19 protein-coding genes and 1 pseudogene are annotated in these 19,053 nt (G+C 49.8%); 9 read left to right on the top strand and 11 right to left on the bottom strand.

The window, feature by feature from the left end; genetic code table 11:
- Nucleotides 1-139 precede the first annotated feature (139 nt).
- From B5M13_RS06020 to B5M13_RS33315, 3 genes are all read left to right on the top strand, one after another.
- Complete coding sequence (locus B5M13_RS06020; protein ID WP_080054820.1) at nt 140-1,054, top strand: aspartyl protease family protein; 915 nt, start codon at nt 140-142, stop codon at nt 1,052-1,054.
- A 9-nt stretch (nt 1,055-1,063) separates the two neighbouring features.
- Complete coding sequence (locus B5M13_RS06015) at nt 1,064-1,639, top strand: Crp/Fnr family transcriptional regulator (RefSeq protein WP_080054819.1); 576 nt, start codon at nt 1,064-1,066, stop codon at nt 1,637-1,639.
- Nucleotides 1,640-1,702: 63 nt separating this feature from the next.
- A complete protein-coding gene (locus B5M13_RS33315) occupies nt 1,703-1,876 on the top strand; it encodes a hypothetical protein (RefSeq protein WP_179950479.1) in 174 nt (57 codons plus the stop codon).
- Here B5M13_RS33315 and B5M13_RS34000 read toward each other — a convergent pair.
- A complete protein-coding gene (locus B5M13_RS34000; protein ID WP_245860049.1) occupies nt 1,826-2,341 on the bottom strand; it encodes an IS630 family transposase in 516 nt (171 codons plus the stop codon). The two genes, B5M13_RS33315 and B5M13_RS34000, sit on opposite strands and share 51 nt — an antisense overlap.
- Before the next feature lie 19 nt (nt 2,342-2,360).
- Complete coding sequence (locus tag B5M13_RS33995) at nt 2,361-2,834, bottom strand: winged helix-turn-helix domain-containing protein (RefSeq protein WP_245859354.1); 474 nt, start codon at nt 2,832-2,834, stop codon at nt 2,361-2,363.
- Between the two features lie 94 nt (nt 2,835-2,928).
- Here B5M13_RS33995 and B5M13_RS06005 point away from each other — a divergent pair, with 94 nt between their 5' ends.
- The 5 genes and pseudogenes from B5M13_RS06005 (at nt 2,929) to B5M13_RS05990 (ending at nt 7,301) form a co-directional block, all read left to right on the top strand.
- Entirely contained in the window at nt 2,929-3,207 is a 279-nt protein-coding gene (locus B5M13_RS06005; RefSeq protein ID WP_245859800.1) for a carboxymuconolactone decarboxylase family protein, read from the top strand.
- Nucleotides 3,208-3,589: 382 nt separating this feature from the next.
- A pseudogene (locus B5M13_RS34615) lies at nt 3,590-4,171 on the top strand (ATP-binding cassette domain-containing protein); the annotation flags it as partial.
- Nucleotides 4,172-4,198: 27 nt separating this feature from the next.
- Nucleotides 4,199-5,224: an ATP-binding cassette domain-containing protein gene (locus B5M13_RS06000; protein ID WP_394334314.1), complete on the top strand. Its 1,026-nt coding sequence runs from the start codon at nt 4,199-4,201 to the stop codon at nt 5,222-5,224.
- A gap of 101 nt (nt 5,225-5,325) precedes the next feature.
- Nucleotides 5,326-6,273: a hypothetical protein gene (locus tag B5M13_RS05995; protein ID WP_080054817.1), complete on the top strand. Its 948-nt coding sequence runs from the start codon at nt 5,326-5,328 to the stop codon at nt 6,271-6,273.
- Nucleotides 6,274-6,641: 368 nt separating this feature from the next.
- On the top strand, nt 6,642-7,301 hold the full coding sequence (locus B5M13_RS05990) for a Rossmann-fold NAD(P)-binding domain-containing protein (RefSeq protein ID WP_080054816.1): 660 nt from the start codon (nt 6,642-6,644) through the stop codon (nt 7,299-7,301).
- Nucleotides 7,302-7,369: 68 nt separating this feature from the next.
- On the opposite strand, the gene B5M13_RS05985 is transcribed toward B5M13_RS05990, so the two are convergent.
- From B5M13_RS05985 to B5M13_RS05975, 3 genes are all read right to left on the bottom strand, one after another.
- The gene (locus B5M13_RS05985; RefSeq protein ID WP_155297195.1) at nt 7,370-7,717 is read right to left on the bottom strand and encodes a YciI family protein; all 348 of its coding nucleotides are present in this window, start codon (nt 7,715-7,717) and stop codon (nt 7,370-7,372) included.
- 93 nt (nt 7,718-7,810) lie between these two features.
- Nucleotides 7,811-8,584, bottom strand: coding sequence for a helix-turn-helix domain-containing protein (locus tag B5M13_RS05980; protein WP_080054814.1), 774 nt, complete (start codon nt 8,582-8,584; stop codon nt 7,811-7,813).
- An 81-nt stretch (nt 8,585-8,665) separates the two neighbouring features.
- Nucleotides 8,666-9,460 (bottom strand): hypothetical protein, encoded by a 795-nt coding sequence (locus B5M13_RS05975; RefSeq protein WP_080054813.1) that lies wholly within the window; start codon nt 9,458-9,460, stop codon nt 8,666-8,668.
- Between the two features lie 58 nt (nt 9,461-9,518).
- On the opposite strand from B5M13_RS05975, the gene B5M13_RS05970 reads away from it, so the two are divergent.
- Nucleotides 9,519-10,229 carry a pseudouridine synthase gene (locus tag B5M13_RS05970; RefSeq protein ID WP_080054812.1) on the top strand — a complete coding sequence of 237 codons (711 nt, stop codon included), beginning with the start codon at nt 9,519-9,521 and terminating at the stop codon, nt 10,227-10,229.
- A 3-nt stretch (nt 10,230-10,232) separates the two neighbouring features.
- Here B5M13_RS05970 and B5M13_RS05965 read toward each other — a convergent pair whose 3' ends face one another.
- The 6 genes from B5M13_RS05965 to B5M13_RS05940 all read right to left on the bottom strand — a co-directional run bounded on the left by B5M13_RS05965 (nt 10,233) and on the right by B5M13_RS05940 (nt 18,845).
- Nucleotides 10,233-11,282 carry a glycoside hydrolase family 43 protein gene (locus tag B5M13_RS05965; protein ID WP_080054811.1) on the bottom strand — a complete coding sequence of 350 codons (1,050 nt, stop codon included), beginning with the start codon at nt 11,280-11,282 and terminating at the stop codon, nt 10,233-10,235.
- Nucleotides 11,283-11,419: 137 nt separating this feature from the next.
- On the bottom strand, nt 11,420-12,973 hold the full coding sequence (locus B5M13_RS05960; RefSeq protein ID WP_245859798.1) for a RagB/SusD family nutrient uptake outer membrane protein: 1,554 nt from the start codon (nt 12,971-12,973) through the stop codon (nt 11,420-11,422).
- Nucleotides 12,973-16,434, bottom strand: coding sequence for a SusC/RagA family TonB-linked outer membrane protein (locus tag B5M13_RS05955; RefSeq protein WP_080054810.1), 3,462 nt, complete (start codon nt 16,432-16,434; stop codon nt 12,973-12,975). Before B5M13_RS05955 ends, B5M13_RS05960 begins: the two co-directional genes overlap by 1 nt.
- Nucleotides 16,435-16,485: 51 nt before the next feature.
- Nucleotides 16,486-17,544 (bottom strand): FecR family protein, encoded by a 1,059-nt coding sequence (locus tag B5M13_RS05950; RefSeq protein ID WP_080054809.1) that lies wholly within the window; start codon nt 17,542-17,544, stop codon nt 16,486-16,488.
- A gap of 257 nt (nt 17,545-17,801) precedes the next feature.
- Nucleotides 17,802-18,398 (bottom strand): RNA polymerase sigma factor, encoded by a 597-nt coding sequence (locus B5M13_RS05945; RefSeq protein WP_080054808.1) that lies wholly within the window; start codon nt 18,396-18,398, stop codon nt 17,802-17,804.
- A gap of 120 nt (nt 18,399-18,518) precedes the next feature.
- Complete coding sequence (locus tag B5M13_RS05940) at nt 18,519-18,845, bottom strand: nucleotide pyrophosphohydrolase (RefSeq protein WP_080054807.1); 327 nt, start codon at nt 18,843-18,845, stop codon at nt 18,519-18,521.
- Nucleotides 18,846-19,053 lie beyond the last annotated feature (208 nt).

The raw sequence follows: 19,053 nt of genomic DNA, 5'->3' as shown, positions 1-19,053 counted from the left end.
GGTGAATACAGTTTTTTTTCATCATCCGAAGATTCCTCGTTCCTCGGAATGACAGAAAAAAGTCCTGAATTATAATATATTGGGTGCTTTTACTCGCTAAAACTATTCCTCTGTCATTACTCACCAGCCCTCTTATATTATGCGCAACTACCTTCTTCTGCTGGTGCTGTTATTTACTTTACCCAGCCAGGCGCTTTTCGGGCAACGGACCAATACGACTTATCCGTACAGCGTTCCATTTCAATTGACCAGCCATAATAACCTATCGGTCAGAGCAGTACTCAACGAGCAGGATACCGTAAAGCTGATGTTTCATACGGCTGCCAACGCTGTCACCCTGACCGAAGAAGCGCTTAAAACCGTAAAAAGCCTGACCTTCGCCGGAGCCGATAGTGTAAAAAGCTGGGGCGGTTCCAACAACACATCGCGGTTCAGCACGAACAATCGACTCCAGATTGGTGGGCGAACGTGGCCCAATACGCCCATTTGGGAAAACAAAAACTCGGGGCCTGAGACCGATGGCAAATTTGGTATCGACCTGTTCGAAGGCAAGGTGATTGAGCTGGACTTCGACACCAGCCGAATGACAATCCATGAAACGCTTCCCAGCAAAATCACTCAGTATGAGAAGCTAAAACTGATCGTCGCCAACGATATGCTCTTTTTGGAAGCCCATTGTATGGTTGGCAATCAGACGTTGAAGAACCAGTTTTTGATTCATTCGGGTTATTCGGGGGCTATCTTGCTGGACGATCAGTTCGTCGCTGAACACAAACTCGATGACGTTCTAAACGTGATTAGCGAAAAGGAGTTAAAAGACTCGTTTGGCAACGTCATAAAAACCCAAAAAGCGATTCTGCCGGGATTGACCATTGGGAGTCAGCCCTTAGCCAATGTGCCCGTTGGTTTCTTCAAAGGCGCCCTCGGCCGACAAAAAATGAGCATCCTTGGCGGTGATATTCTGAAGCGGTTCAACCTCATCATCGATGCAAAACGCGAATATGTTTACCTGAAACCGAACCGATTGCTGAAAACCGCTTATTCAGCCAGTTAACGTCGAGCCATGTCCGATTCGTTACAAAAGCACATTCGAAAATTCATTACCATCGACGATCAGGAACTTGCCGATGCCTTACCATTTTTTCGGTCGATAACTCTGAATAAAAAGGAAAATCTGCTGGTTGAAGGACAGGTTTGTAAATCGAATTTCTTTGTGGTAACTGGCTGCCTGCGCATGTTCTTCGTCAACGAAAAAGGCGTTGAACAAACCGTACAGTTTGCCCTTGAAAACTGGTGGCTTTCCGATTATACATCGTTCTCTACCCAAAAGCCTGCGGTATTTTCGATTCAGGCCGTCGAAAAGTCGGAAGTACTGGCTATCGACTTTGCACAACATGAGGAGATGCTGAGTCAGCACCCTTCTCTGGAACGGTATTTTCGGCTCGTTCATCAACGGGCGCATGCAGCCGCCCAGTATCGGATGAAGTATCATTACGACCATTCACGGGAGGAACTTTACCACGAGTTCGCCCGGCTTTTCCCGGAGTTTGTGCAACGAATTCCGCAATACCTGCTCGCTTCATATCTGGGTTTTACACCCGAATATCTGAGCGAAATCAGAAGCCGGAAGCATTCTTAAACCAGTTTAAGAAGTCTGGCCTACGGGCGGATTTACCTTTGTTCCAACCAAAACAACACAGCAATGGAACAACGAGTAAGTATCCAGCAAACGCTGCCTGCGGTCTGGAAGGCTATGTATGGATTATCGGCCAGTGTCAGCCAGCTAAGCATAACACCGATTCAGAAAGAGTTATTGATGCGTGAATTAGTTTGTAATGAAGGCTATTTCCTCTTTGTTGAAAAAAGCCTTAACTAACTCATGATTGGCTTGTAGATGTTTAATTTGTTCACGAATCGCAATTGTTAGCTCATCTAAATTAGTGAACACCTGATTCTTTAACTGACCTTTCAGGTAGCTCCAGATCAGTTCTACTGGATTCAGCTCTGGGCTGTAAGCCGGTAAACGCTCTAAATGAACTCGGTTTGGACGTGCTTTCAAAAAAGCTTTGACGGCCTCGCTGCGGTGGATGGCAGCCCCATCCCAGATCACCAGCATATTTCGTTTGCGATAACGCCCGCACAGCATAGTGAGGAACCAGACAATATCTTCACCCGTAAACGGCTGGTCTTGCCCCGCTACATAGATACGACCGTTAGGCGCAATAGCAGCGATCAAACTTAGATGAGCCCGTCCCGCTTGCTCAACTAATATCGGTGTTTGCCCCCGAGGGGCCCATGTGTTAGCCAGCATGGGTAACAAATAACAAGCCGATTCATCCACATATAAAATGACGCGCCCTTCAATTTGGGCTTTTTTTGAGTTCGGGTAAGCGTTCTTCTTTCCATTGGGCAACCGCTTGAGGATCTTGTTGATAGGCTTTGCGCTGCGGCTTCTGTCTGCTCCAGCCCACCTTTTTTAAAATCCGGCCTACTTGTGAGGGGTCATAACTGACAGCAAATAACTTTTTGATCACCTCATTGACGCGAGGACGGGTCCATATCTGGCCCGGAAAGCCATGATGCTCAGCTCCTTTATTCAATTCCTCAACTAGTTGAGCCAGTTGCGTATTAGTCAGCTTAGCTGTAGCCCCGGCAGGTTTGCGCCAAGTCAGTGCATCTTGACCTTGCTGACGATATTTAGTTATAGTGCGACTGACCCAGCCTTGAGTTAGCCCTAAGGCCTGAGCGATATCGGCCTGTTTCCAGCCTTCTTGATGGAGAGTGGCACATCGTCGGCGCAGGACTTCATATTGGGTCTGTTGATAGCTTGCCATAATGAAGGCAAGATACGAACATTACAAACCTATTCACGGATCAATAATCAAAATCAGAGCGTCGCAAATCAATCAGTGTGCTTTCTGTCTGAACATGCACACCCGGGATGCGCTAAAACTCGGCGAAACGCCACAACGCATTTTTCTGCTCAATGCCTGGAAAGAAGCGAATCTGTTTACCCCCGAAGAAAAAGCAATTCTGGCGCTGACCGAAGAAGTAACCCTGATTCATCAGCATGGGGTTTCGGACGCTACCTACCAACAGGCTGCCCAGTTCTTCAGCCCCGAAACCATTGCCGAAATCATCATATCGGTTGTGGCCATCAACGCCTGGAACCGCATTGCGGTCAGTACAAATCTGCCAATCGACTAAGGCGCATTGTCAATAACGTTTCAGTCACAATTCCAGAAAGAATGAAACCCTCATCATTCTTTCTGGAATTGTGCGTTTGTACTAGGCTGATCCATGCCGAAAACTCTACCGAAATACTTATCTTTGCAACGCTAACACAACTAGCTCATCCCAACATGTAAGATCTAAGTAACAGGATACTCCTCACATCCTGAGTTCCAGCCCGACGGAACGTTTGACAGCTTCTTGTCAGATCGTCAACGATGCAGTTCACCTGTGCGTTGGCCTATACTTAGCAATCATGTAATCGACTATCGTCTGAGCCATCCTGGCTAACCTATTTGCCGGTTTATACCCGCAAAGGCCACGATTCGTCTATACGGCCCATTTAATCGGGGCTCGTATGGCTGTTTACATTCTTCCTCATCTTCTACATACCCCTCTCATGAGTATTGTCGTGAATGCACTTTCCTATATCTATCCCGATCAAGAAATTCTGTTTCAGCACATTCACCTGTCGGTAGCTACCGGCGATAAGGCAGCTTTGGTTGGCCACAACGGGTCGGGTAAATCAACCTTATTACAACTCATTGCGGGTAAGCGGACACCCTCTGAAGGAGAAATTAGCCTCTCTGAGAACCTGTATTATGTCCCACAACATTTGGGTCAATACGACTAGCAAACAGTTGCCCAGGTTCTGGCAGTGAACACCAAACTACAGGCCCTGCACGCCATTCTGGAAGGTGATGCCAGCGCAGACACATTCGCCCAACTGAACGACGAATGGGATATCGAAGAACGCGTACAAACGGCTTTGTCGTACTGGCTTTTGGATCATGTGGAGCTGAACCGACCGATGTTCAGGCTGAGCGGTGGTGAAAAAACGAAAGTTTTTCTGGCAGGTATTCTCATCCATGAACCGGGTATTATCCTGCTCGACGAACCATCGAACCATCTGGATACGCAAAGCCGCGAATTGCTGTATACATTTATCCAGAAAAGCAACGCGACGATGCTGGTGGTTAGCCACGACCGGGTTTTGTTAAATCTGCTTGATACCACGCTGGAATTAAGCAAGAGCGGCATTGAGGTTTTCGGAGGCAACTATGACTTCTACCGGGAACAGAAAGAAGGGAAACTAAATGCCTTACAGGCCCAGCTTGACGAAAATACCAAGTCGCTCAGGCAGGCTCAGCAAAGGGCCAGAGATCTGTCCGAACAACGTCAAAAGCAGGAGTCTCGTGGTAAGGCGCAGGGCAAAACTCAATCGCTGCCCCGGATCATTGCAGGCGGACGAAAAAGTCAGGCTGAACAGAGTACGGCAAAACTGAAAGATATTCAGAATGAAAAGCTTACCGACCTGTCGGATAATCTAAAACAAATCAGGAGCCAGATCCAGGATTATCAGATTCTGAAAATAGATCTTTACCCGTCGGATTTACACCGGGGTAAGATTCTGGTCGAAGCACAAAACATCAACGTTGCCTTTGGTGAAGAAATGCTTTGGTCGTCTCCGTTAAGTTTTCAGATCCGCTCCGGCGATAGGGTCCGCATTTCGGGAATGAATGGTTCGGGCAAAACAACGGTAATCAAGCTGATAACAGGCGTTTTACAGCCGTCGACAGGAAGCCTGTATCGAGCTGATTTTTGGTATATATACATTGATCAGGAGTACTCGCTTATCGACAAACAACTAACTGTCTATGAACAACTTAAGCACTATAATAGTCGCCATTTATTAGAGTCGGAGTTGAAAATGATGCTGTATCGCTTCCAGTTCTCCCGCGAAACCTGGGACCGAAACTGCAACGAATTGAGCGGTGGCGAAAGCATGAAGCTGACGCTTTGTTGTCTGGTGGTAAGTACGAATGCACCTGATCTATTGATACTGGATGAGCCCACCAACAACCTGGATATTCAGAGTCAGGAGGTACTTACATCAACTGTTAAGGACTTTAGCGGTTCCATCGTCGTTATTTCGCACGATCAGTACTTTATTGACACGATTCGCATCGAATCGACCATCGCGCTAAATTGATCCTGCTTTTCGGCATTTCGCCATCGCTACACTCCTCTCATCCCATACTAATTGAATGGGCAGCCAATGAGCCATTGCTTTGTCACAAAATAACCTGAACGATGAACTGGACGGCTGCACAACAGGAAGCCTTACTGGACGTAATCCGGCGTCGCAATGAACGCGATCATTTGCAAAAGCAATTGGAACGGACCCAAGCCGAGCTCGCTACGCGTCAGCAGCAACAAACCGCCCTTCGGACCGAATGGCAGGCGGAACAGGCCGACGTTGACCGACTGGACCGGCTTAGTTGGGCTAGTTTGTATTATGATTTACTGAATACAAAGGAGAAACAGCGTAGCAAGGAAGAAGCGGAAGCACAGCAGGCCCGGCTTCGCTATGATGTCGTTTCGGCTTCGGTCGATGAGCTGACCCAGCAACTGGCCGAGCAGAAAAACCGGCTCACTGCCTATGCGACCGTCGACGTCGACTATGATCGGTTTATTCAGGAGAAACGAATTGCGTTGAGCTTTTCGGCTGGTTACGTAGGCAATCAATACCAACAACGCCTGGATAATCTCATGGCGCAAAACCGTCAGTGCCAGGAGTTAGAAGAAGCCCATAAAGCAGGCTTACAGGCCCTCAATGAAGTGTTTCGGCTGCGGAAACTGCTTGAGCAGGCCCGTAATTGGGGCACCTGGGATATGCTGGGCGGATCGACAATTGCTTCGATAGCCAAGTATCAGAAACTGGATGATGTGCGTGATCAGTCGTACCGGGTTGCGCAAAGTCTGGAACGGTTCCGGGCCGAATACGCCGATCTGAATCAGGCATTTTTGACCGAATGGCGATTCGACCATACGACCACCCGCTTCGTGGATATTTTCTTCGACAATATTTTTACCGACTTGTCGGTCCAGTCACGCATCCGTTCGGCGGCTCAAACGGCACAGGCTATCGAAAACCAGTTGGTTAATGAAATAAGCAGGCTTAAAAAGCAAATAGAACAGGGAGTTGACCAGGCCCGGCAAACATCCAGCGATTTGCAGCAATTTCTGGAAACAGCGTAGTTATAGTAAGGGTATTGCAAATTTTGCGTAATAATCTTTGTCATCGCGACGCAGAAGCAATCTTCGGAGAAGGTGCTTCCTATTTCCGAAGATTGCTCCTGCGTCACAATGACAAAAAAGTGTCAATGTAGAGCAACAAACACTAAATCATTCGAAAATAGTCAGGTAACGCCGGATAGATGCAACGAGTTATTGGCTACGGAGATAATCATGAAAAAACAGGGTTGACGGAAGAAAAAGGTTTATTGTCAGGAACCACGATGAACAATCGTGAACCAATTGACGGTCATTGGGTTTCGGGTAATAATTAGGTTGATAAATTTACTTCGGCATTACTAACCGACAACCCATTCACGAACAAGCTACTCATGAAAGTCAAAGCCATTATTACCGGTGCTACGGGCATGGTAGGCGAAGGTGTCCTGCTCGAATGCCTGAATCATCCCGATGTGGAACAGGTCCTGATTGTGAACCGCAAAGCCAGTGGTTTCTCCCATCCCAAACTCCACGAGATCGTTCACAACGATTTTTTCAATCTGACGCCGATTGCCGACCAGCTAACGGGATATAACGCCTGTTTTTTCTGCCTGGGTGTCTCGTCGGTAGGTATGAGCCAGGACGAATACAAGCACCTGACCTACGACCTGACGATGAATTTTGCGGAGCTTCTCGCCAGACAAAGCCCCGATCTGACGTTTTGTTACGTTACTGGGGCTGGCACCGACAGCTCGGAACAGGGCCGCATTGCGTGGGCACGGGTAAAGGGAGCGACCGAAAATGCCGTGATGCGCCTGTTCAAACGAGCCTACATGTTCCGGCCGGGTTTCATGAAAGCCGTTCCCGGTCAGAAAAACATAAAGAGTTATTATACTTTTTTAGCCTGGTTATACCCCATTGGCCGGGCGCTTTATCCAGCCGGTTTTTGTACCCTGAAAGAAGTAGGTCAAGCCATGATCAACACCGTTACGAAAGGGTACGAAAAGCAAATTCTGGAGGTAAAGGATATTGTGGAGCTGGCTAGACGGTAAAAGGTCATTGATCAACAATCAGTAGAAAAGCAATGACGATTGATCAATGACCAATAACAAAAAATCAGCTAAGCAAGTACTGGCCGGGGCTGTACTTCCCGAACTTCTATTTTACCCTGATACTCCAGAATGGGGCAAGCTTTCGCCATCTCAACCGCTTCATTCAGATCGGGGGCCATCACCCGAAGAGCGCTGACAACCCGAAAATTTGCATCAGGTAAATAACCTTGCGAAACAGCCCGCTCTGCGCCCGAAATTACAACCCCCGGCTGGTTAATCAGGCTGCTGCCGACAAACACCCCCTGTTCGGTCCAGTGTTGAATCAGCTTCGCCCAATCGATAGCGTTTTGCTTTTGTTGTTCCGGTGTTAAGGTCTGTTGAGTGCCAAACTGCACTAAAAACACATATTCGTTCATGGTCGTCATTGTTTTGTTTTAGCAACGCACCGCGCGTCTGATGCTGCAAAACTACCCTAACGACCAGCCCAGAAATTGTAAAAAATCATTGATTTACCAGTAGCGGCCAGCCTTAAAAAACTGTTGCGGGGACTGACCGGTAAACGACTTGAAATCGTTGATAAAATGCGCCTGATCGAAGTAACCGGCCGTATAGGCCGTGTCGGTCAGGCTTGTTTCTGGCGAGTATTGATTGATAATATGTCGGAAGCGAACAATTTCGGCAAACTGCTTGGGTGATGTTCCTACTATACGCCGAAACCGTTTTTCGAACGGATCGCGACTGATAGGCAAATCGGTCAATAATTCTCTTATGCGAATCGCCCCGCTGGTCCGCTGAATGTTCCGAATTGCGTTCGTAACAAGGGCATCGGTCGTAATGCCAGTCATTTGACGAATCAGGAATTGCTCTACGACTGACACCCGCTGCCGATTACTCTTTGCTTCGGCCAGTTGTTCTTCCACATCACGGATCAGTTGAAGAGGAAATAACGAATCGAGCGACACATTTAAACCGAACAGTTCATGAATTGGCTCACGCATCAGGCCAGCGGCTCCGCCTTCCTGAAAAATAACCAACAGATTAGCCGTTTCGTTGGCATAGTTTACCAATCGGGTTGTGTTTCGAAGACCTGTTATAGCCGAAGTTGGTAAACTAATTGCGGTGGAGTCGGTGGCATAGCTCACTCCGCCCCTATATCGAAAGGCCATAACGACCGACGTTGCGGGTAGAATTTTATTGATCATTCCCAAATCGCTTTCGATGATCATAAACCGCTTTACCAGGTGGCTCAACTGGGCTGTGGGCAGAAATAGTTCGGTATTCATATCAGGAGATTGTATAAAACCAACTGCTCTCCTGGCAACAGATTTTGGGTCTATTTCATTCAACTGTACCGAACCCGCACCTTAGTCGATTACCGACACAATCACATAATTATCATTCCGGGTAATACCGTAGAGAACTAGTTTATTTTTCACACTTCGGTCGATGGCAAACGCCTGTCCTTCGCTTAGAGTCGGAATGGTTTTGACATATTGCAGCGTATGACCTCGCTCGGGTAGCTTCAGCACATATAATTCGGGCTTGTCGTGGCCTGTACAATAAATCAGGCCATCTTTTCCGCAGGTCCCACCAGACGTACTATAGGGAGCAAACGCCTGTAAGACATTGGCCGGAAAGGCCCAGGCCTCAACCTGCTGCCAGCTTTCGGTAAACTTCACCAGCGTTGTCCAGCGATTATCCCGACCTTCGGCCATGGCTTTGTTCGAGTAATTGGCAAAAGCTACCCACCAATGTCCCGCATGAAAATCGGCCCAGGTTACCGAACCCGGAAACAGCCCGAAACTATGATTCCCAATATGCTTCAGTGTACGGGTGTCGAAAATTTCGATCGAGCTGGCCATTGGCACATCCGGATAGTTGGAATGCGTACAGTACAGCTTCTGCCCAATAACAACACCGCTGTTCATGTGTTTAAGTAAGCCGGTCGTATCCTCCCAGGCGGCTACCTGTTTGCCATCCGTTTTCGTGTGTTTCGTTAGCGAATGATTGTTGATGACGTAAAAATGCGTTTGATCGACCGCTACGCCTTGCTGGACTTGCTTGAGCTGAAATCGCTGGATTTCGGTGGTTTTCTGGGCCCGACCAATTAAAGGTACAGTCAGACAGATCAGTATACCCAGTACCGGATAAAATCGCATAGTTTTGGGGTTCGATTGAAAAGGCCGAAAGTTACGAGCCAGCCGTTATTTCTCACTTATGTCTACCCTGAGCCCATACGAATCAAATCCACTCCCTATACTCTACCAGTCAACCGATCTGGTGGCGATCAACAAACCGCATGGGTTGCTGGTGCATCGGTCGCCCATTGCCAGTGATGCCAGCGAGTTTGCCGTTCAGCTCCTGCGTGACCAGTTGGGCCAGCGCGTGTACCCCGTACATCGATTAGACCGTAAAACCGGGGGCGTTTTATTATTTGCCCTAACTGAAGCCATGAACTCCGCCATGCAAACCCTCTTTGCCGAGGGCGCTGTTCAGAAAACGTATCTGGCCCTTGTACGCGGCTATACACCCGATGAACAGACCATCGACTATGCGTTACGAAATGATGAAACGGGCGTAGTTCAGGACGCCGTGACTTACCTCAAAACGCTTCAACGCACCGAAATTCCCTTACCGTTTGGCAAACATGCTACCTCGCGGTATTCATTGGTTGAATTAACCCCAACCACGGGCCGGATGCATCAATTACGCAAACATATGGCTCACATCCTTCACCCTATCATCGGCGACCGACCACATGGCTGCAACAAACAGAATAAACTCTTCAAAGAGCATTTCCAAATGAACACCATGCTACTCCACGCCCAACAGCTTGCGTTTACTCACCCCATAACGTCGGAACAAATTGTTATTTCGGCGCCCTGGCAAGCGGAGTTTGAGAGGATGATAAGGGGGTTGTTTTCATAAACGTCACTCTCCACTCGGTCGTTTAATCCAGTCGGTAAGGGGGATGGGTGAGCCGAAATCGGGGGAGCCGTCGGCTTTCCAGGTGAAGGGCTGGATTCGCATGGAGCGTTGGTCCCCACAGCCCTGACCCGGTCCGGCGTTGGCATGGTAGACGAGCCAGTTTTGTGATCCATCGGGGGTTGTAAAGAAGCTATTATGCCCGACACCGTAGGCACCGTTCCCACCGTTGGGACCGAAAACGGGGTTAGCAGCTTTTGTCCAGGCTTTTGTGTCGAGTAGATTGGCGCTGGTGTCGGCAGAGAGTTGGCCTAAGGCGTACAAATCCGTACCGCAATAACTGGCTGAGTAAATCAGAAAGACTTTCGTATTGTGCACTAAAAATTCGGGGCCTTCATTCACGCCAAAGCCCTGTTTCTCCCAGGCATAATCCGGCGTAGAGATACGAATGCGGGAGGTACTACCAACCGTATACGGATTTGTCAGACTGGCCAGATAGATGTTTTGCAAACCGCCCAAATCGGTCTCCCAACCCGACCAGGCCATATATAGCTTTCCGTTCAGTTGCAGAATAGTCCCATCAATGGCCCATTTGTTGTCGGGGAGGTTGAGTTGGCCACGGTCGGTCCAGGTGCCCTGCGTTGGGTCGGCTGAGCTGTTTTCGAGCACAAACATCCGGTGCGTGGCATCGACTCCGTTGTTGTCGGCGGTGTAGTAGATGTACCATTTCCCGTTGATAAAATGCAGTTCAGGCGCCCAGATGTCGCGCGAGTTGGGACCGGTGGCGGGTGGCGTCCAGACCGTTACGGGCCTTGCCTGACTAAGCCGACTCAAAGCCTGTGTTTTGTAAATCCGAAGGCTGTTGCCCGTTGTGTGCATGACATAATAAACCCCATCTTTAACCGTCACCCACGGATCAGGTGCCGAGGTCAGGAGTGGATTCTGGAATTTACCGACGGTATCGACCGACGTTACGGGAGGGTTCGGTATGGGTTTATCGGACGACTTACAGCCGTACAGAACGATCAGGAGAAGAAAAAAGCCGTATTTCATCATTGAGCGAAAATAAGTAAACAGACACCCGGCAATTGCTCGCTCACGGCTCTGCTTTTTTTACCGCGAGGACGCGAAGGCGCAAAGAAATAAAAATTGAATTCTTTGCGCCTTCGCGTCCTCGCGGTTCAATCAAATAATTAATAATTCGGGTTTTGAACCAGGTTTGGATTCAGGTCGCGATCCAGTTGCGGAATCGGCAACAGTTCGCTCTTTCCTTTCACAAATGTGGAGAAAGCCGGATCACGATTGGCGATTTGTGTGCCCAGGTCACCCCAGCGGGCCAGATCGTTCCAGCGGGTGCCTTCGCCCGAAAGTTCGGTGACGCGTTCGTGTTTCAACTGCGCCAGAAACTGATCCTGGTTAAGACCAGGCTTGGCAACGGTCAACGTAGGTAGGCCCGCCCGCTGACGCACCTGATCCACGTAAGTGTAGGCCTGGGTAGTTTTTCCGGTAGCGTTGAGGGCTTCAGCATACATCAACAGCACATCGGCGTAGCGGATATACCGCCAGTTGTTCGGTGACCGATACCCTTCTTCGTTTTTCCAGTGATCGTTCTGAAACTTACGGAACCATACCCGCTTATTATCCCGGCCATAACGCTGGGTGAAGGTCTGTCCGTAGATCATGGTAAAATCCGGCCCTCGAACATCCGTCGAATCAAACAGGAATGAGGCTTCCAGACGGGGGTCACGAGCACCCGTTGTGGTTTTTTCGTAGAACTCACGGGTTGGCCAGCGCTGCGCTTCCCCATCCGACCAGCCAATACCGCTTGGTCCGAAAAACTGCGCCAGCGAGCTGCCGTAGTTCTGATTGGGCGTTTCGGTATCGTCGTCTGTATTTTCAGAAGGATTCATCTGGAATTGCCACTCAAATACCGACTCTTTATTGTTCTCGGTCGTAATCAGGAAATTGTCGCGGTAGTTGGGCATTAAAGCATATACACTTTTCCCCTCACCCTCCACCAGCCATTGCAACGGAGTTAGCGCTTCGGTATATTTCCGTTGCTGCATCTGCGCCCGCGCCAGCAAGGCATAGGCAGCCCCTTTGGTAGCCCGACCCAGATCGGCAGACCCATAAGTTGTTGGCAATACAGCGGCTGCTTCGGTCAGGTCTTTCTCGATCTGCGCCCACACCTGCGCGATGGTCGCCGAGTTCGGCTTATCACCTACAACGGGCGTTTGCAGCACCAGCGGCACATTCCCCCAGAGCGTGACCAGGTGATAATAGAACATGGCCCGCATAAATTTGGCTTCGCCCAGATAGCGGTTTCGCAGGGTGGCATCCATCTGGATATTCGGAACGTTTTCAATTACCTGATTGGCCCGGTTGATGCCGATGTAATTGTCATTCCAGACGCTATAGGCATTGCCATAATTGTAATCGGTGACCAGAAACTGGTCCATGTTATTGACAATATCGGTCGCCGGACTCTGGCTACGTCCTTCGTCGGAACGGATGATGTAATAAAACGGCATCCAGCGGGAAATGCCGCCCCGGTGTGTCGTGCTATAAATGGCATTGACTCCAGCCAGGGCATCATCGGCCGTTTTCCAGAACGACTGGGTCGTCACCTGGTTGGGGTTCACAATGTCTAAACTCCGGTCGCAGCCGGTCAGTAGACCTACCGCAACAATAGCCAGCGAAATGAATGTATGTTTCATGATTGGTTTCAGAACTAAATACGTTGCCATTAGAAATCACAGGTAAGCCCAATCGATGTTACGCGGGGCGATGGCCAGTGTCCATTATCGACCCCCCGTTCCTGAATGTTCGCGCCCGTTACGTCAGGATCAAGTCCTTTATACCCCGTGATCGTAAACAGGTTTTGACCACTAACAAACGCACGGGCATTGCGTACCTTGATGCGGGAGAGGAACGCCTTCGGAAACGTGTACCCAATCTCGATGTTGCGCATCCGCACATACGAGGCATTCTCCAACCAGCGATCACTATAGGCGAAATTGTTGGAGATAATACCCTGATCGCCCGCTTCCAGACCCAGACGAGGGTCGCTGGTGGCGGTATTGCTTGATGACCACGGACTAACATCCCGACGGAAGTTGGTTAACTGATAGGTATCCAGACTGCGCCGAACGTCGTTATACACCGTATAGCCGAACACGCCCGTCAACTGAACATTCAAGCTAAACGGCCCATACGAGGCATTGAACTGAGCACCAGCCTGCAACTTGGGCCAGGGCGATGATACAAACTGACGATCATCGTTCTGGGTGATCTGTCCATCGCCGTTGGTATCCACGTATTTAATATCGCCAGGCTTGGCAAATGGCTGAATCGGGTTGCCGTTGGGACCTTTGTAGTTGTTGATCTCCTCCTGACTCTGGAAAATTCCGGCCGTTTTCAGTACGTACCACTGCCCCACGGGTAAACCCACCTGCGACCGTGTGTTGCCGCTTTGGATGTAATTGATGTTCTGCCCCTGATTACCAACGTTTTCGACCCGGTTCTTAATCGTGGTAAAATTGCCCGATACATCCCATTTCAGTGTATGTTCGTTGTTGCGATACGTTGCCGAAAACTCAACCCCTTTGTTGCGGATAGACGCCGTATTGACGTAGGGGTTGCCGCGTAGATTACCCAGATAACCCGGTACGGCCAGATTCAGAATGGCATCGTTCGATAACGAGTTGTAAATATTGATTTCCGTCGTGATGCGGTTGTTCAGGAAGCTGGCCGATACGCCGTAGTTCTGCTGAATCCGTTCTTCCCAGCGCAGATCGGGGTTGGCCAGTTGAGCCTGATACGCACCCACATTAGGCGTTTGATCAACCCCGAAAATAGCGCGGGGATTACTGTTGATGAAGGCCGTATAGGGGAATGAACCCAGCGTTGGCACGACAATACCCAGCTTACCATACGACGCATTCAGTTTCAGATCGGAAATCCAGTCGACATGGAAGAATTTCTCCTGACTGATGCGCCAGGCCCCCGCTATGGATGGAAAGAAACCCGTTCGGTAGTTGGAACCAAATCGCGAATCCTGATCGACCCGACCCGTCAACGTCAGCAGATATTTGTCGTTGTAAGCGTAGTTGACCCGGCCAATGTAGCCCAGAATCCGGTAATCGTCGGGGGTGCTTCCGGCTGAGTTCGAAATACCCGTTGCAGCATTAATCGTCGTGAAATACTGCCCACCCGCATAGCCCAGATTGGTTCGCGAGCCTGAGGTAATATCCCGACGGGTCGTTTGCTGGCTTATCCCCAACACACCATTGATGCTGTGTGCGCCAAACGTTTTGTTGAAGTTCAGTGTATGCTCGAACAGCAGGCTCAGGTAGCGCGACCGATCTTCACTCACCGAACTAGGCACCGGCGAAGCACTATATTGATACGTACCCAGCTTCCGCAGGTTCTGGGTATAGTCGAAGCTAACTTCAAGACCCGCATTGGCGCGATACGTTAGCCAGTCGGTCAGTTTGATGTCCAGATAGGCATTGCCCACCATTTTGGCAAAGTTACTCTTGTTGCTGGCCAGATCCCGAACCGCTACCGGATTGTAGTAGTAGGTTACCGCATCCGGATTAGTGCCGATACCGTACCCGCCCGGATTACTTGCGTTGACATAACGCGGGTCCTGAACCGGAATAACGGGCAACATACCGGCCATGTCGTAGATCGGGTTACCTGCTGGAAAATTCTGGATATTGGAGTTGGTCAGTACGGCATTTTCTCCGAACGTAAACCGCCCAATCTCGCTGCGGGTATTGATCCGCAAACTGGCCCGTTCGAAACCACTACCCGTGACGTAGCCCGTATTATTGAAATAACTCCCCGAGATCAGATAGGTGCCCGTTTTGCTACCGCCCGACAAGGTCAGGTTGTAATCCTGCAAACTACCCGTACGCAGCACCTGATCCTGCCAGTCGGTATTGATATTCGGGTTGAATGTGCCCGTAGCCACACTAGCGGGTGGCGTTTGTCCGGCATTCTGGTACTGCTGCCGCTGGAGAGCCGCAAAACCAGCTGCGTCGGTCAAGTTCCAGCGTTTATAGACCTGCTGAATACCGTATTTTCCCGAAAACGAGACTTTTATCGGCCCTTCTTTCCCCTGTTTGGTTGTGATAATCACCACACCATTGGCCGCCCGTGACCCGTAGATAGCCGCAGCCGACGCATCTTTGAGTACCTGAATACTTTCAATATCGTCGGTATTGATCGTTGGGTTGGCATCGGCAATCATCCCGTCGATCACATAGAGCGGATCGGTGTTGAGGAAACTGGCGACCCCACGAATCTGGATCGATGCCTGCTGCCCCGGTACACCACTGTTGCGAACCGTAACCCCTGGCGATAACCCCTGAATGGACTCAGCCAGCGAGTTGGCGGTTACTTTGGCGGCCTGGGTGGAACTGATCACGTCGTTGGCACCGGTCACATCGCGTTTTCGGACGGTCTGATACCCGATTACCACGACTTCGTTCAGGGTACGGTCGTCGGGCACGAGTTTTACATTCACGACTGAGTTGCTGCCAATCGGAACTACTTGGCGGGCATAGCCCACGCTCGAAACAGTTAAGGTCGTAGCGCCATCGCTGACGTTCAGGATAAAATTCCCGTTCGCATCGGAGCTTGTCCCGTTGGTGGTGCCCGTTTCAATGATGTTGGCGCCCGGTAACCCCTGGTTATTCTCGTCCGTGATCTGTCCCGTAACCCGCCGAACCTGAGGAGCTTCCTCCAGGGTTTCGGTAGCCTCAATCGGGATGACTACGGCTGGTTTGGTGGTTTCGGCCGGGAGTCCGGCTCCGGCGTTTTTTACGGGTAATGCCTGAATCGCAATGAGTGTCGGATTAACCTTGCGGTAGCGTAATCCTTGTGATTCGGATAATTGCGCCAATGCCTGATCGAGCGTCATTCCATCCAGATCCAGCTCCGACTGTCGGGTAGCCATCAGTTGTTCATCGTAGGCAAAATTGACATTGAACCGCCGTTCCAGTTCGCTCAGCACTTTTTTGAGTGAACGGGTCCGATGCGGACGTTGGCTAGTTGGTACGTCGAGTGCAGACGGCTGTTGACGACTAGCCGTACTGGCACTCAGAGGTTGGGCGCGGGTCAATAGCTGCGCAACGGATGGTTGCGGCAGCGTATAGACCCCGACCAACAGCATCGAAAGGGTAATATACTGGTTTTTCATAGGTTATGCAGAATAAAAGGCCTTGCCATGTTCAGAGAATCCAGGACAAAATCAGGGGTTATGGCGTAAACTAATCCGGTCGCCGTTGCGCTGTACTGATAGATCAAATGTGAGCGAAAGGGTTGTGAGAAGTGTTTCGATGCTCTGGTTCGAGAGGTTACCCGTAAACCGTCGATTGGCCAGGTCGCTGTCTTCAAAGACCACTTCCAGTCCGTAAGTGTCGTGCAATTGTTGGGCAATCTCGCTAAGGGCCGTGTTGTCGAAAATAAACTGATGAGCCACCCAGGACGTATGCAGTTGTGGCTTTTCTTCGCGTACCTCCACGTTCTCGATGTTGGGCTGTATCGACGCAAACTGACCCGGTTTCATATCAATAACCCGCCCGGTATGCTCGGTTGGTTTGGTGAGCTGTACCCGCCCTTCTACCAATGTAACCGCCGTACTACCCCGGCGCGTGTTAACATTAAATTGAGTCCCGAGAACCGTAATGTCCAGATTGGGGGTATGCGTCACGAATTTGATACGTCCATCGGGTGCCTGCTTTTTCGTGACCTTGAAAAATCCTTCGCCATCGAGCCAAACCTCACGCGGTTTTCCATCGACCCAGCCATCGGTATACGTAAGCGTCGAATTCCCGTTGAGCAACACAGTTGACCCATCGGGAAGTGTTACGTTTCGATTTTCGCCAAAGGCCGTATGAATGCGCTGTTGCTTCGGCTGTAGCTGATAGTAAATGATTCCGCCCGCAATCAGCAGGATACCCGTCAATGAAGCCGCTACCTGCCAGATGGCAGCCGGATAGGTTGTTCTGAACCGTTGCCAACGTGAGAGAGGCACGACAATCGGCTCCGTAAACAGTTGATCATCGAATGCCTGCTCCAGCACCTGCCAGATACGTTGCTGGCTGGCGTCGGTCAGGTCGTCGTACCGGGCGTTGAGGTGCAGCAACAGCGAAGCCGCTTCGTCAATCAACGGCTGCTGTTCGGGATGTCGGAGCATATAGGTGTGCCAGTACGTCATGTTCTGCTCGTCGGGCTGAAACACCCATCGGCGGAACGCATCATCGAGCACAAAATCGCGAAGGGTATAATTCTGGTAAGGCTGCGCCATACGATGGTCATGGTCTATTTACCACCAGAAGAAAAGGAATCGCCGAATTATCCCTCGGAAAGAGAAAATTTTTTAACAGGAAAATGATAGATACTCGAAGTTGCTAGTTGTCAGGCAATCGCGTTGTCCGGGTGCAACGTCCGATTCTTCAATCCGCCCGAGTCGATAGTAAGAGCAATACGTTCGGTTTTGAGAAACCTCATCCGTCGGTTACTTATAACCGACAGCACAAAGTCAAAAAGCTACCAATCAACCAATTAAGCAAGCATGAAGCCTAACAACACCAATAGATCAGCAGGCATTCGCTTCTGAAGGGAGGCAATGGCCTTGTAAATAACTTTGTAGGCCGAGGTGGTTTCGATGCCCATAATACCGGCGATCTCTTCGTAGCTGAGATTATCAAAAAACTTCAGGAACAGTGCTTCTTTTTGCCGAGCAGGCAGGTGATTCAGTTCGCGCAGAACAGCTTCTGATTGTTCCCGGCTGATCTGAGAGTCGAGCCAGGTAGGTTCGTAGTGGAATTCGACTTTAAAATCAATCTCGCCCTCATGACCCGCCTGAAATCGGTGACGTTCGTTGAGCTTCCGAACCAGGTCGCGCCGGAGCGAGCGCATCAGGTAAAATTTAATGGAGTCGGTTTGCCCAAGCCGTTCGCGTGTTTCCAGAATGGTCAGAAACAGATCTTGCAGGCAATCTTCCGTTAGCTGACGATCCTGCGCAATCTTGTAGCCATAATTGTACAGCACTCGGGCGTATTTTTCGTACATGAACGAATAGGCGGCCTTGCTGCCCCGCAGAAAGTCGTCCCAAAGCTGGGCATCTGTCGCCTGATCGTAGTTGAGTCCCGAATCCACTATCGCTACATCCGAATAGGTAAGTAAAACTATGCATTTCTGGTCATACCCTTCGTGCTTTCCTACTACTATTTCTACTTATACTACCATTGAAACAGCATGAATTGTATCTGCCAAACCTTATTTCAGCTTTTCGTTGTTCAGGTGGCGCGTAGCATCCCGAATGTTTTTCTTCTCCAGATTTTTCTGGAAGGCTTCCGTAAGATCGACCCCGGTCTGGTTGGCCAGACAGATGAGCACCCACAATACATCGGCCATTTCGTCGCCCAGGTCTTTTTGCTTATCCGACTCTTTCTCTGATTGTTCGCCATACCGCCGGGCAATAATCCGGGCTACTTCACCGACCTCTTCAGTCAGCATGGCCATATTGGTCAGTTCGTTGAAATACCGAACGCCAACGGTTTTTATCCACTCGTCGACGGTTGTTTGAGCCTCTTTAATTGTCATGACTTGGCTACTTAGAGATACACGGATAGGCTGTTTAAACTTTTCTGCTCAGGCCAGGAATTGGGCAATTTTGTCATGCTGACGAAGGAAGCATCTTCGGTAGTTTAGTATTAGTAGCTACCGAAGATGCTTCCTTCGTCAGCATGACAAAAACGCACCTGTTTGGGCTCAATTTATAAAAGTTTAAACAGGTCCGAAGTAAAAAGAG

Source organism: Spirosoma aerolatum (assembly GCF_002056795.1).
GTDB classification, from domain to species: domain Bacteria; phylum Bacteroidota; class Bacteroidia; order Cytophagales; family Spirosomataceae; genus Spirosoma; species Spirosoma aerolatum.
The sequence above is the reverse complement of the archived record's forward strand: the minus strand, read 5'-3'. Positions and strand labels throughout refer to the sequence as shown.

What these genes read in the sequence shown, in the direction of transcription:
- B5M13_RS05965 (WP_080054811.1), bottom strand. Translation starts at nt 11,282, where the DNA reads ATGATGAAATACGGCTTTTTTCTTCTCCTGATCGTTCTGTACGGCTGT.
- B5M13_RS05990 (WP_080054816.1), top strand. Translation starts at nt 6,642, where the DNA reads ATGAAAGTCAAAGCCATTATTACCGGTGCTACGGGCATGGTAGGCGAA.
- B5M13_RS05940 (WP_080054807.1), bottom strand. Translation starts at nt 18,845, where the DNA reads ATGACAATTAAAGAGGCTCAAACAACCGTCGACGAGTGGATAAAAACC.
- B5M13_RS05980 (WP_080054814.1), bottom strand. Translation starts at nt 8,584, where the DNA reads ATGAATACCGAACTATTTCTGCCCACAGCCCAGTTGAGCCACCTGGTA.
- B5M13_RS05950 (WP_080054809.1), bottom strand. Translation starts at nt 17,544, where the DNA reads ATGGCGCAGCCTTACCAGAATTATACCCTTCGCGATTTTGTGCTCGAT.
- B5M13_RS06000 (WP_394334314.1), top strand. Translation starts at nt 4,199, where the DNA reads ATGCTGGTGGTTAGCCACGACCGGGTTTTGTTAAATCTGCTTGATACC.
- B5M13_RS06005 (WP_245859800.1), top strand. Translation starts at nt 2,929, where the DNA reads ATGCACACCCGGGATGCGCTAAAACTCGGCGAAACGCCACAACGCATT.
- B5M13_RS05985 (WP_155297195.1), bottom strand. Translation starts at nt 7,717, where the DNA reads ATGAACGAATATGTGTTTTTAGTGCAGTTTGGCACTCAACAGACCTTA.
- B5M13_RS06015 (WP_080054819.1), top strand. Translation starts at nt 1,064, where the DNA reads ATGTCCGATTCGTTACAAAAGCACATTCGAAAATTCATTACCATCGAC.
- B5M13_RS05970 (WP_080054812.1), top strand. Translation starts at nt 9,519, where the DNA reads ATGTCTACCCTGAGCCCATACGAATCAAATCCACTCCCTATACTCTAC.
- B5M13_RS05995 (WP_080054817.1), top strand. Translation starts at nt 5,326, where the DNA reads ATGAACTGGACGGCTGCACAACAGGAAGCCTTACTGGACGTAATCCGG.
- B5M13_RS05975 (WP_080054813.1), bottom strand. Translation starts at nt 9,460, where the DNA reads ATGCGATTTTATCCGGTACTGGGTATACTGATCTGTCTGACTGTACCT.
- B5M13_RS33315 (WP_179950479.1), top strand. Translation starts at nt 1,703, where the DNA reads ATGGAACAACGAGTAAGTATCCAGCAAACGCTGCCTGCGGTCTGGAAG.
- B5M13_RS33995 (WP_245859354.1), bottom strand. Translation starts at nt 2,834, where the DNA reads ATGGCAAGCTATCAACAGACCCAATATGAAGTCCTGCGCCGACGATGT.
- B5M13_RS05955 (WP_080054810.1), bottom strand. Translation starts at nt 16,434, where the DNA reads ATGAAAAACCAGTATATTACCCTTTCGATGCTGTTGGTCGGGGTCTAT.
- B5M13_RS05960 (WP_245859798.1), bottom strand. Translation starts at nt 12,973, where the DNA reads ATGGCAACGTATTTAGTTCTGAAACCAATCATGAAACATACATTCATT.
- B5M13_RS06020 (WP_080054820.1), top strand. Translation starts at nt 140, where the DNA reads ATGCGCAACTACCTTCTTCTGCTGGTGCTGTTATTTACTTTACCCAGC.